This window comes from Prescottella agglutinans (assembly GCF_004011865.1).
Taxonomy (GTDB): domain Bacteria; phylum Actinomycetota; class Actinomycetes; order Mycobacteriales; family Mycobacteriaceae; genus Prescottella; species Prescottella agglutinans.
Genome location: NZ_RKLP01000002.1, coordinates 64,721 through 77,223, shown reverse-complemented (window position 1 = coordinate 77,223; position 12,503 = coordinate 64,721). Strand labels below are relative to the sequence as shown.

The following is a 12,503-nucleotide window of genomic DNA, read 5'->3' as shown; positions in this document are numbered from 1 at the left end:
TCTCGGCGGGGTCGAGCGGCAGGAGAGTTGCTCCCGCCCGTCAGCTCGACTTCGGCATCACGCGTGAGGTGACCGTCGCGACCACCCGCTGGTAGCTCGGGCCGACGATCCGCACCCAGGCGTCGAGGAACTTCGCGTCCGCGCCGATCAGCACCCGCGGCTTGCCCTTTCGGACGCCGTTCACGATCGTCTTCGCCGCGTCCTCGGGCGTGGTGCGGGCGAGGTGCTTGTCGAAGAACTGCGCGAAGGTCACCTGGTCGTCGCCGTCGGGCATCGTCGCGTTCCGCGCGATCGCGGTCTTGATGCCGCCCGGGTGCACGCAGGTGACCTTCACCGGGTGCTTGGCGATGAGCATCTCCTGGCGCAGCGACTCGGTGAACCCGCGCACCGCGAACTTCGCTGCGTTGTAGGCGCTCTGACCCGGAATCGACAGCAGGCCGAACAGGCTGGAGACGTTCACGACGTGCCCGTCGCCCGACGCGACGATGTGGGGCAGGAAGGCCTTGGTGCCGTTGACGACACCCCAGAAGTCGACGTCCATGATGCGCTCGATGTCCTTGAACTCCGAGCGCTCCACCTCGCCGTGGAAGGCGATGCCGGCGTTGTTGTAGACCTGGTGCACCTTGCCGAAGTGGACGACGACGGCGTCGGCGTACGAGAGCACCGCCTCCCGCTGCGTGACGTCGAGGTGGTCGGACTTCACCTCCGCGCCCAGGGCCTCCACCTGCCGTACCGTCTCGGCCAGACCCACCGAATCCATGTCGGACAGGGCCAGTTTCGCGCCCTGACCGGCGAGGTTCAGGGCCAGGGCCCGGCCGATTCCGGAGCCTGCGCCCGTGATGACGCAGACCTTTCCCGCGAACTCACTCACTGTGCCGCCACCTTGTCGTCGTCGAGATCGGTCGGTTCGGGTTCGATCGGGTCCGGGTCGACGGCCGGCGTCCGTGCGGTCATCGCGGGCACCGGCAGATCGCCGGTCGCCACGCTCCGGTAGGCACCCAGGTCGAACTGCTTGGTCATGCTGCGGAACTCGAACGTGAAGCCCGGCCACAGCGTCGTGTTGTTGCCGTGCTTGTCGAGATACCAACTGGCGCAGCCGCCGTTGTTCCAGACGCTCTTCGACAGCTTGGCCTGCAGGTCGCGGTTGTACGCGTCCTGCGCGTCCTTGCGGACCTCGATGGTGCCGATGTCGTACCGCTCGATCACCTTGATCGCATCGACGACGTAGTTGAGCTGAGACTCGATCATGAAGACCATCGAGGTGTGGCCCAGGCCGGTGTTCGGGCCGACCAGGAAGAACATGTTGGGGAAGTTCGCGATGGCCGAACCCTTGTAGCCCTGCTGGCCGCCCTCGTCGAAGGTCTGCGCGAGCGAACGCCCGTCCTTGCCGAAAATGCCTGCGAACGTGGGGGAGTCGGTGACGTGGAAGCCGGTCGCGACCACGATCGCGTCCACCTTGCGCTCGACACCGTTGCGGTCGACCACCGAGTCCTTGCGGACCTCGGCGATGCCGTCGGTGACGACGTCGACGTTGGGCTGTGCGAGCGCGGGGTAGTAGTTGTTGGAGATCAGCATGCGCTTGCAGCCGATCTGGAAGTTCGGGGTGACCTTGCGGCGCAGCTCCCGATCCTTGATCTGGCGCCGCAGGTGCCGCCCGGCCGTGAACTGCAACGGCTTCATGAAGATCGGGGCCTTCGCCAGACCGACGACCTGCGTCTCGCGCATCCAGTAGATGCCGGCGCGGCACAGCTTCTGGAAGCCGGGCACGTACTTGAACGCCAGGTGCTCGGCCTTGGTGTACTCGCGGTCGGCGCGCGGCAGGATCCACGGGGCGGTCCGCTGGTACACGTCGAGCTGGGCGGCGGTCTTCGCGAGCTGCGGGACGATCTGGATCGCCGACGCGCCGGTGCCGATCACCGCGATCCGCTTGCCGGCCAGCTCGGCGTCGTGGTTCCACTGCGCCGAGTGGAAGATCTCGCCCTCGAATCCCTCGATGCCCGCGATGTCCGGCAGCGACGGCTCGCACAGCGCGCCCACGGCGGCGACGACGACCTTGGCCACGAAATCACCCTGGGAGGTCTGGACCTCCCAACGGGCGCTGTCGCCGTTCCAGTGCGCGGACTGCACCTCGCACCCGAAGACGTGCTTGTCGAGCACGTTATACCTGCGTGCCACCGACGAGATGTAGCTCTGGATCTCGGGCTGCGGCGAGAACGACCGCGTCCATTCGGGATTGAGCGCGAACGAGTACGAGTACAGGTGCGAGGGGACGTCGCACGCGGCGCCGGGATAGGTGTTGTCCCGCCAGGTGCCACCCACGTCGGCGCCGCGCTCGAGCACGACGAAGTTGTGCTTGCCCTCCTGAACCAGCTTGATAGCAGCGCCGAGGCCCGCGAAGCCGCTGCCGATGATCAGTGTGTCGACCTGGCGCGGGGTCGCGACCCGGGCGGAAGTATCTGTGACTGGGAGACTCATGTAAGGGAGCGTAGGGCGTTGTTGATCGCCGGTCAATAGCTAATTGACTGCGATTCAGTAAGGTGGGGGATCATGGACGCCGTCAAACGCACGAGGCTCAGTCCCGAGGAGAGGCGGGCGCAACTCATCGACCTGGGCGCGCGCATGCTCACGGAACGTCCGCTGGAACAGATCTCGGTCGAGGAGATCGCCGACCAGGCCGGCGTGTCCCGCGGTCTGCTGTTCCACTACTTCGCGTCCAAGCACGACTTCCATCTGGCGATCGTCCGGCACGCGGGCACGGACATGCTCGCGCACACCGAACCGGACCCGGACCTCGAGCCGATGGAGATGCTGCGCGGGTCCGTCGCGGCCTACGTCGACTACGTCTCCGACAACCGCAACACCTACGTCTCGCTGCTGCGCGGCAGCGCGAGCGGGGACGCTGAGATGCGCGAGGAGTTCGAACGCACCCGCGCGGCCATGGCGGACCGCATCGTCACCCACCTGCCGCGCCTCGGCATCGCAGCGGACGCCCGCATCACCCTCGCCGTCCGCGGTTGGATCGCGTTCGTCGAGGAAGCCACCATCAGCTGGCTGCGCGACCCGCAGATCCCCCGCGCGGAACTCATCGCGCTGCACGTCGCCGCCCTGCCGGCCGTGGCGCTCGGCGCGTCCGCGGCCGCCGCGCTGCTGCAGTAGCGGTCCGTCGTCGCCGGTCGCTACCGGTAGCAGTACGAATCGGACGAGGCGTCGCCACCCTGCAGGCGGACCTGGTGCGGTCGCAGGCCCCGAAAGTCCTCGCCGTGCGGGAAGAAGCGTTCGTCGAGGGTCATCCCGCCGCTCGGATCGGCGTGGACCAATGCCATCCAGGCGCCGACGCCGTCGGGATAGAACTGGTCGTCCCAGGTGCTGTACAGGGAGTTGGTGACGTAGACCCGCTTGCCGTCCCGGCTGATCTCGACCATCTGCGTGGCCCCGGACAGCGGTCGGCTCGGGTCCGCCGGGTGCTCGAGGGGGCCGACGATCCCGCCGAGCCGGACGGAGCCGGTCTCCTTCGGGTGGGCGGGATCGCGCACGTCGAACTGCTTGAGCTCACCGGTTCCCCAGCACGAGACGTAGAGGAACTTGTCGTCGACCGACAGGTCGATGTCGGTGATCAGCGGTGGAACCGCCTCGAACGGTTTCAGCGCGGGCGGCAGCAGGTCCGGATCGGCCGGCTCGGCCGGGACGGTGATCACCTTGTCCACCGCCCACGTGCCGTCGTCGCGGTGCCAGCGCCACACCGAGGCCGACAGGTCCTCGGTCGAGATGACGACGCCGACGAAGCCCCACGTGGCCTCCGGGTCGTGCGACGGGCGAAGCTCGAGCGTCATCTGGTGCTGAGCGCCGAGGTCCACCCGCTGCCGGTGCTCGCCCGTGGCGAGGTCCCAGAAGTGGATCGCGTGGCCGTACTCGTTCGCCAGCAGCTTCTCGGGCACCAGCCCGTCCTCGACCATCGACGGGGTGCCCCATTCGCTGCTGATCAGCGTGTTCTGGCCCAGATGCCACCAGGCGTCGTACGCGAAGTACTGCGGCCCCCGGTCGGTCTCCCACTGCCGGAGCACGTCGAACGTGCCGTGGTCGAGCAGTGCGATGCCGCCCGGGCCGTCCGATCCGTCGGCGCCTCCGAGGCAGGTCATGAACACCCCGTCCGGCCCGCAGTGCAGGGTGTGCGGCCGGGAGTAGCCGGCCTTGGCGGCGAGATCCGCGGCGTCCACGACCCGGGTCACGGTGGGCTGACGCGGGTCCGGCCCGGTGTCGAGCACGAACAGGTTGGACGAACGCAGGCCCGGCACGATCAGATACCGGCGGGCCAGGCCCGACATGTCGTGGCCCTCGTGCTTGAACGCGCTGCTGCACGCGTTCCAACCGAAATGGTGCAGTTCGTTGCCCCGCCCCGGAAGCTCGGTCCAGCCGACCACCCGGCCGTAGGTGTCCGAGCCCGGATCCACGTCGACCACGCTCATCGCGTCGGGTTTGTCCGCGGCGCGATCGAACGCGGCCACGTACGCCAGTCGCTCGGGTGGGGCGGCCGCCGCGTCCGCCGGCGTCCTGTAGAAGGTGGGGTCCATCGCTGGCTGATTCATCTTCAGCCCCCTTCGTCGAGACCATGAGACCCGTTTTCAGACTATGAGATCCGGCCCGGCTGCGGAACCGTGGTCGGCGCGCGGCTCGCCGAACGGCACCGCCAGGCGCCTGCGAGTGCGGAACGACACCGGCCCGCCCACTCCGGAGAGTGGACGGGCCGGTGTCGTGTCTCAGCTTGTCAGCCGATCAGGGACATCACTTCGTCGGCGAGAACGCAGACTCGATGATCTCCTGCTGCTCGACCGCGTGGACCTTGCTCGAGCCCGACGACGGTGCCGACATCGCGCGACGCGAGACGCGCTTGATGCCTGCGAGCTTCTCGGGCAGCAGCTCCGGCAGGGCCAGGCCGAGGAACGGCCATGCACCCTGGTTCGCCGGCTCCTCCTGGACCCAGAAGAACTCGTTGACGTTCGGGTAGCGGTCCAGGGTCTCCGCGATGCGGCGACGCGGGATCGGGTACAGCTGCTCGATCCGGACAATCGCGACGTCGTCGCGGTTCTCCTTCTGCTTCTTCGCCAGCAGCTCCCAGTAGATCTTGCCGGACGTCAGCAGCACGCGCTTGACCTTGTTGCGGTCGCCGCCGTCGGTCTCGTACGAGGGCTCCTCGAACACCGAACGGAACTTGCCGGTGGTGAAGTCCTCGAGGTTGCTGACCGCGGCCTTGTTGCGCAGCATCGACTTCGGCGTGAACACCACGAGCGGGCGGCGGATGCCGTCCAGGTGGTGGCGGCGCAGCAGGTGGAAGTAGCTGGCCGGCGTGGACGGCATCGCAACCGTCATCGAACCCTCGGCGCACAGCTGCAGGAACCGCTCGATGCGACCCGACGTGTGGTCCGGGCCCTGGCCCTCGTGGCCGTGCGGCAGCAGCAGCACGACGTCGGACAGCTGGCCCCACTTGGCCTCACCGGACGAGATGAACTCGTCGATGATGGTCTGGGCGCCGTTGACGAAGTCGCCGAACTGCGCCTCCCACAGCACCAGGGCGTCGGGGTTGCCGACCGAGTAGCCGTACTCGAAGCCCAGGCCCGCGAACTCGGTGAGTGCCGAGTCGTACACCATGAACTTGCCGCCGTTGTCGGCCGCCGTCGCGAGGTCCGCGATCGGGTTGTACTCGTCGCCGTTCTTGCGGTCGATGAGGACCGAGTGGCGCTGCGTGAACGTGCCGCGACGCGAGTCCTGACCGGCCAGGCGCACCAGGGCACCCTGCTCGGCGAGCGAACCGAACGCGAGGAGCTCGGCGAACGCCCAGTCGATGTGGCCCTCGCGGGACATCTCGTGACGCTTCTCGATGACCGGCTTGACGCGCGGGTGGACCGTGAAGCCCTCGGGGACGTTGACGAACGCGTCGCCGATGCGGGCGAGCGTGGCCGCGTCGACCGCCGTGGTGAGGCGGGCCGGCGGGGTCTGGTCCAGCTCGACCGACTCGGACGGCTCCGGCTTGAACTTCTCGAGCTCGCGGACCTCGTTGAACACCCGCTCCAGCTGGCCCTGGTAGTCGCGCAGGGCGTCTTCGGCTTCCTTGAGCGAGATGTCGCCGCGGCCGATCAGGGCCTCGGTGTAGCTCTTGCGGACGCTGCGCTTGGTGTCGATCAGGTCGTACATCGCCGGCTGCGTCATCGACGGGTCGTCGCCCTCGTTGTGGCCGCGGCGGCGGTAGCAGATCAGGTCGATCACGACGTCCTTGCCGAACTTCTCGCGGAAGTCGACGGCGAGCTGTGCCACCCAGACACAGGCCTCGGGGTCGTCGCCGTTCACGTGGAAGATCGGGGCGCCGATCATCTTCGCGACGTCGGTGCAGTACTCGGACGAGCGCGAATGCTCGGGGGCGGTGGTGAAGCCGACCTGGTTGTTGACGACCACGTGCACGGTGCCACCGGTGCGGTAGCCGCGCAGCAGCGCCAGGTTCAGGGTCTCGGCCACGACACCCTGGCCGGCGAACGCCGCGTCACCGTGCAGCATCAGCGGCATGACGGTGAAGCCGTCCTGGCCCTTGTCCAGGAGATCCTGCTTGGCGCGCACCAGGCCCTCGAGGACCGGGTCGACGGCCTCCAGGTGCGACGGGTTCGCGGTCAGCGAGACCTTGATGTCGTTCTCGCCGAACATCTGGATGTAGGTGCCCTCGGCGCCCAGGTGGTACTTCACGTCACCGGAGCCGTGCGCGGCCGCCGGGTTCATGTTGCCCTCGAACTCGGTGAAGATCTTCGAGTAGGGCTTGCCGACGATGTTCGCCAGCACGTTGAGGCGACCGCGGTGCGGCATGCCGATGACGACCTCGTCGAGGCTGTGCTCGGCGGCCTGGTCGATGATCGCGTCCATCATCGGGATGACGGACTCGGCACCCTCGAGCGAGAAGCGCTTCTGGCCGACGTACTTGGTCTGCAGGAAGGTCTCGAACGCCTCGGCGGCGTTGAGCTTGCTCAGGATGTACTTCTGCTGGGCGACGGTCGGCTTGACGTGCTTGGCCTCGACGCGCTCCTGCAGCCATGCCTGCTGCTCGGGCTCGAGGATGTGCGTGTACTCGACACCGATGTGGCGGGCGTACGCGTCGCGCAGGATCGACAGGACGTCGCGCAGCTTCATGCGGGACTGGCCGTGGAAGCCGCCGACGTTGAACTCGCGATCGAGGTCCCACAGGGTCAGGCCGTGGCTCGTGACGTCGAGGTCGGGGTGGCTGCGGAACTTGTCCTTGACGAACTGCAGGGGATCCGTGTCCGCCATGAGGTGGCCGCGGTTGCGGTACGCCGCGATCATCTCGAGCACGCGGGTGCTCTTGTCGACGGCGCCCTCCGGCACGTCCTTGCGCCAGCGGACCGGCTCGTAAGGAATGTGCAGCGAGTGGAAGATCTCGTCGTAGAACTCGTCGCTGATCAGCAGGTTGTGGATCGTGCGCAGGAAGTCGCCGGACTCGGCGCCCTGGATGATCCGGTGATCGTAGGTGGAGGTCAGCGTCATGAGCTTGCCGACGCCCATCTCCGCGATGCGCTCGTCGCTCGCGCCCTGGAACTCGGCCGGGTACTCCATGGCACCGGCGCCGATGATGGCGCCCTGGCCCTGCATCAGACGCGGCACGGAGTGCACGGTGCCGATGCCGCCCGGGTTGGTCAGCGAGATCGTGACACCGGAGAAGTCCTCGGCGGTGAGCTTGCCGTCACGCGCGCGCCGGACGATGTCCTCGTAGGCGCTGTAGAACTGCACGAAGCTCATCGAGTCCGTGCCCTTGATCGCCGCGACGACCAGCGAGCGGCTGCCGTTCTTGCCCGGCAGGTCGATCGCCAGGCCGAGGTTGGTGTTCGCCGGGGTGACGACGTTCGGCTTGCCGTCGATCTCGGCGAAGTGCCGGTTCATGTTCGGGAACGCCTTGACCGCCTGCACGATCGCGTAACCGAGGATGTGGGTGAACGAGACCTTGCCGCCGCGGGTACGGGCGAGGTGGTTGTTGATGACGATGCGGTTGTCGAACATCAACTTCGCCGGGACGGCGCGAACGCTGGTGGCGGTCGGGATCGAGAGCGAGGCCGACATGTTGCGGGCGACCGTGGCAGCCGCACCGCGCAGGACCTGGTTGGTGTCCTGGGTGGGGGCTTCGGTGGCGGCGGGCTTCGGAGCAGCAGCAGGCTTCGGGGCGGCAGCTGGCTTGGGCGCGGGCGGCGCCGGGGGAGCCGGCGGCGGGGTCGCCGCCTGGGCTGCCGGGGCGGGCGCGGGAGCGGGAGCAGGAGCTGCGGCAGGCGCCGGAACTGCGGCACCGTTCGCGGCCTTGGTGGCGACATCACCGGCGCCGAGCGCCTCGCCGTTCCCGGTCGCGTTCGCCGCATCGGGCGAGTAATCCGTCAGAAACTCGTGCCAACTTGCGTCCACGGATGAGGGATCATCCTGGAAGCGTTGGTACATCTCGTCAACCAACCACTGGTTCTGTCCGAACTGGGAAGTAGAGCTGCTGCTCACGGCAGGTGTTCGCCTCGTTTCTTTCTTCGGTACCCGATCAGAGCGCCTATACACATGAGGCTAGCCTCCGCGCGTCGAGCCCGGGCATCCGGTCCGTCGCGTGTCGGCTGTCTCACATTGTTGCGATGGGATCACCATCGATGACGGTTCTCGCCGACGAATTATTCCCCTGTTCACTCTCTGCTGCATCACAGAGTCGCGCGTAATGCCCACCCGCACGCCGAAGTGCGTCGTGAGCACCGGTTTCGACGATGCGGCCCCGGTCCACGACCACGATGAGATCGGACCTCGCGGCGGTCGCGAGACGGTGCGCGACCACGACCGACGTGCGTTTTCTAGTGACCATTCGGTTCGATTCGAGGACCAGTTTCTCGGTTGCCGGGTCGAGCGTCGCGGTCGCCTCGTCGAGCAGCAGCAGGTCCGGATCGACCATCTCGGCGCGGGCGAGCGCGATCAGCTGGCGCTGGCCCGCGGACAGCCCTTGCCCGCGCTCGCCGATCGGCTGGTTCATGCCACCGGGCAGCGCCGCGATGGTCGGCAGCGCGCCCACCGAGCGCGCCGCGGCCTCGATCTGCTCGCGGGTCGCGTCGGGTCGCCCGTAGGCGATGTTGCTCGCCACGGTGCCGGTGAACAGGTGCGCCTCCTGCGGGACGACGCCGAGCCGCCCCCGGTAGCCGTGCAGCGGATAGCGCCGCAGATCCTGGTCGTCGACCCGAACCGAGCCGGACGTCGGGTCGTAGAAGCGGGCGAGGAGCTTGACGACCGTCGACTTGCCGGCGCCGGTGCGGCCCACGAGCGCGACCGTGGTGCCGGCCGGGATGCGCAGGTCGATGTCGCTGAGCGCGTCGGACTCGGCGCCCTGGTAGCGGAAGCTGACGTCGTCGAAGTCGACGTCGCCGCGCAGGTGACCATCGATCCGGACCGTGTCGGCCGGGTCGGCGGTCTCGATCGAACTCGGTGTCGCGAGCAGGTCGGCGATCCGGCGGAGGCCGACGTCGGCCTGCTGGTAGCCGTCGAACACCTGCGACAACTGCTGGATCGGGCCGAACAGCAGACCGAGGTAGAGCACGAACGCGACCAGCGTGCCCGCGGTCGCGGAGCCGTCGGCGACCCGCTGTGCGCCGACGAGCACGACCGCCGCCAGTGCCAGATCGGACAGCAGCGTGATGAACGGGAAGTACACCGAGATCGCGCGCTGTGACCGCATCCGGCTGCGGCGGTAGCTGTCGGCGCGCTCGGCGAACCGTCGCGCGGCGAATTCCTCGCGGCGGTACGCCTGGGCCGCCCGCAGACCCGCGATGTTCTCCTGGAACTCGGCGTTGACCAGCGAGATCCGCTCCCGCGACACGCTGTAGGCGGCACCGGACACGCGCCGGAACACGAGTGTCGCGACGGTCAGCGGGAGCAGCGCCGCGAGTGCGACCAGCGCCAGCGTCACGTCGGTCACGAGCAGTGCCACCGCGATCCCCGCGAGGGTGAGCAGTGCGACGACCGCCGTCGACAGGCCCGTCTGGATGAACGACGACAGCGCGTCGACATCCGTCGTCATCCGCGTCATGATCCGGCCGGACAACTCCCGTTCGTAGTAGTCCAGGCCGAGCCGCTGCAGGTGCGCGTAGCTGCGCACCCGCAGCCCGAACAACACCCGCTCGCCGGCACGCGCGGTGATGACCGTCAGGACCGCGACGACGAGCCAGCCGACGAGGGCCAGCGTGGTGCCGACGGCGGTGGCAGCCCACAGCGGGCCGGAGTCACCGGGGAGCACGCCGTGATCGATCGCGTACCGCACGATCGACGGGAAGGTGATGCCGATCAGCGAGTCCAGGGCCAGGCACACCACGACGCCCGCGAGGATCCAGCGCACCGGGTGGAGCAGCCGGCCGAGCCGGAACTCGGAGTTGTCGTGACGCAACCGGGTGGTGTCGGTGTGCGGATCCTCGTCGGCGGGCGGGAGTGCGTCGACGGCCCGCTTCAACTCCGGGGTGACGGCCACCCCGCCGAGCGCGCCGGCCATGTGCCCGCCACCGCCGTGCCCGCCGACACCGTGCCCGCCCGGGCCGGCGGCTCCACCGGTCCGGGCGGCCGCACCGTCGCCGGTGCCGGAGTCCGTGACCGTCTCCGGCCACAACTGTGCCGCGGTCGGCTCCACGACCGGCACGGCGTCCGCTGCGCCGTCGGGTCCGCCCGGCGCCGCGTCCGCCGGATCCGGGGCGGACAGCAGCGTCCGGAAGAGCGGGCACCGCTCGTCGAGTTCGTCGACGGTGCCGATGTCGACGATGCGGCCGCCGTCGAGCACGGCGACGCGGTCGGCGAGGGTGAGCGTCGAGCGGCGGTGGGCCAGGATCAGTGTCGTGCGGTGGCGGCCGTCCCGCAGCGCGTCGAAGATCGTTGCCTCGGTGCCGGCGTCCACTGCCGAGGTCGCGTCGTCCAGGATCAGCACGCGCGGATCGACGAGCAGCGCCCGGGCCAGCGCGACGCGCTGACGCTGGCCGCCCGACAGCGTCAGCCCGCGTTCCCCGACGACGGTGTCGTAGCCGTCGGACAGCGCGGAGATGAACTCGTCGGCCTGCGCGAGCTTGGCCGCGATGCGGATCTCCTCGGCGCTGGCGTCGGGGCGCCCGAGCGCGATGTTCGCGGCGATCGTGTCCGAGAACAGGAACGGTTCGTCGAACACGAGGCCCACCGCCTCGCGCAGCTGTTCGGCGCGCAGTTCTGAGACGTCGAAGCTGCGTCCCCCGCTCGTGAGCGACACGGTCCCGGTTCCGGGCGTGTAGAAGCGCGGCAGGAGCAGCGACAGTGCGGTCTTGCCGGCCCCCGCCGGACCGACGACCGCGACGGATTCGCCCGGTGCGATCGACAGGTCGAGGCCGGTCAGGACTTCACTACCCTCCGCGAAGCCGAAACCGACGTCGCGGAGTTGCACGCCGAGCGGGCCGCCGGGGAGATCGACCGGGTTCGGCGGATCGGAGACGTCGGGCTCGGTGTCGATGACCTCGTAGACGCGCTCGACGGCCGCGCGCGACAGCTGGGCCATGATCACGACCTGCGACAGCGTCCGGGTGGCGGTGGTCATCGTCGCGACGTAGGCGGCGAAGGCGAGGAAGGTGCCGACGGTGATCGAACCGTGCAGCGCGAGCCAGCCGCCGAGGGCGACGACGCCCACCAGGCCGAGCTGGGGGAGCGCCGCCATCGACGGCGCGAACCGCGCGTTGATCCGCGCCGCGCGCATCCGTTCGGCGTAGAGCGTGCGGCCGAGGCCCTCGAGCTGATCCACGGCACGGGACTCCTGGCCGAACCCCTTGACCACGCGGACACCGGTGACAGTCTCCTCGACGTGCTGGGCGAGGTCGGCCGCGCGCTGCTGGGCCGACCACGTCGCCGCGAACAGCGTCGGCCGCACCAGGTACACCACCAGCGCGACGGCGGGCACCACGACGAGCGCCACCACCGTCAGCAGCGGCGACAGCCACGCCATGATCACCAGCGCGAGCACGAACTGCAGCACCACGCCGGCCGACATCGGGACCATCGCCAGCAGGCCCTGCACCAGCTGCAGGTCGGTGATCGAGCGGGACACCACCTGGCCGGTCCGGATCTGGTCCTGGCCGCGGCCGTCGAGGCGTTGCAGCGAACCGAGCAGCCCGAGTCGCAGGTCGTGTTGGACGTCCAGCGAGAGCCGACCGGCGAGCATCCGGCGCCCGTACTGGCACGCGAAGCGGACGCACGCGAGGACCGCGATGAGCGCCGCGATCCCCGTGATGACCCTCGTGGCGGTGGATTCGCCGGCCGACGCGGCGTCGAGCGCGACCTTCGTCAGCAGCGGGAACACGATGTCGATGACCGCGGCGATCACCGTGACGGTGAGCGCGCCGACCGCGGTCCGGCGGTGGTTCCAGCATTCGGCGCCGAGTCGTCGTATCCAGCCGCGGTGACCGTCGGTCACCGATGTCGCGTTCTGTGTAGCCATCGCGACCCAC

General features: G+C 69.0%; 6 protein-coding genes. 1 reads left to right on the top strand and 5 read right to left on the bottom strand.

The genetic code is table 11. The annotated features are described in order from the left end of the window. Positions 1 to 40: 40 nt before the first annotated feature. Together EGT67_RS04290 and EGT67_RS04285 are read right to left on the bottom strand one after the other, a co-directional pair. The gene (locus EGT67_RS04290) at positions 41 to 871 is read right to left on the bottom strand and encodes an SDR family NAD(P)-dependent oxidoreductase (RefSeq protein WP_127914831.1); all 831 of its coding nucleotides are present in this window, start codon (positions 869 to 871) and stop codon (positions 41 to 43) included. Next, on the bottom strand, positions 868 to 2,475 hold the full coding sequence (locus EGT67_RS04285) for a flavin-containing monooxygenase (protein WP_127914830.1): 1,608 nt from the start codon (positions 2,473 to 2,475) through the stop codon (positions 868 to 870). Before EGT67_RS04285 ends, EGT67_RS04290 begins: the two co-directional genes overlap by 4 nt. A 72-nt stretch (positions 2,476 to 2,547) precedes the next feature. Here EGT67_RS04285 and EGT67_RS04280 point away from each other — a divergent pair, with 72 nt between their 5' ends. Next, the gene (locus tag EGT67_RS04280; RefSeq protein WP_127914829.1) at positions 2,548 to 3,156 is read left to right on the top strand and encodes a TetR/AcrR family transcriptional regulator; all 609 of its coding nucleotides are present in this window, start codon (positions 2,548 to 2,550) and stop codon (positions 3,154 to 3,156) included. A 20-nt stretch (positions 3,157 to 3,176) separates the two neighbouring features. On the opposite strand, the gene EGT67_RS04275 is transcribed toward EGT67_RS04280, so the two are convergent. From EGT67_RS04275 to EGT67_RS04265, 3 genes are all read right to left on the bottom strand, one after another. Then, positions 3,177 to 4,583 carry a selenium-binding protein SBP56-related protein gene (locus EGT67_RS04275; RefSeq protein ID WP_127914828.1) on the bottom strand — a complete coding sequence of 469 codons (1,407 nt, stop codon included), beginning with the start codon at positions 4,581 to 4,583 and terminating at the stop codon, positions 3,177 to 3,179. Positions 4,584 to 4,779: 196 nt separating this feature from the next. Then, entirely contained in the window at positions 4,780 to 8,526 is a 3,747-nt protein-coding gene (locus EGT67_RS04270; protein WP_127914827.1) for a multifunctional oxoglutarate decarboxylase/oxoglutarate dehydrogenase thiamine pyrophosphate-binding subunit/dihydrolipoyllysine-residue succinyltransferase subunit, read from the bottom strand. Positions 8,527 to 8,638: 112 nt separating this feature from the next. Beyond that, a complete protein-coding gene (locus EGT67_RS04265) occupies positions 8,639 to 12,493 on the bottom strand; it encodes an ABC transporter ATP-binding protein (RefSeq protein WP_127914826.1) in 3,855 nt (1,284 codons plus the stop codon). Positions 12,494 to 12,503 lie beyond the last annotated feature (10 nt).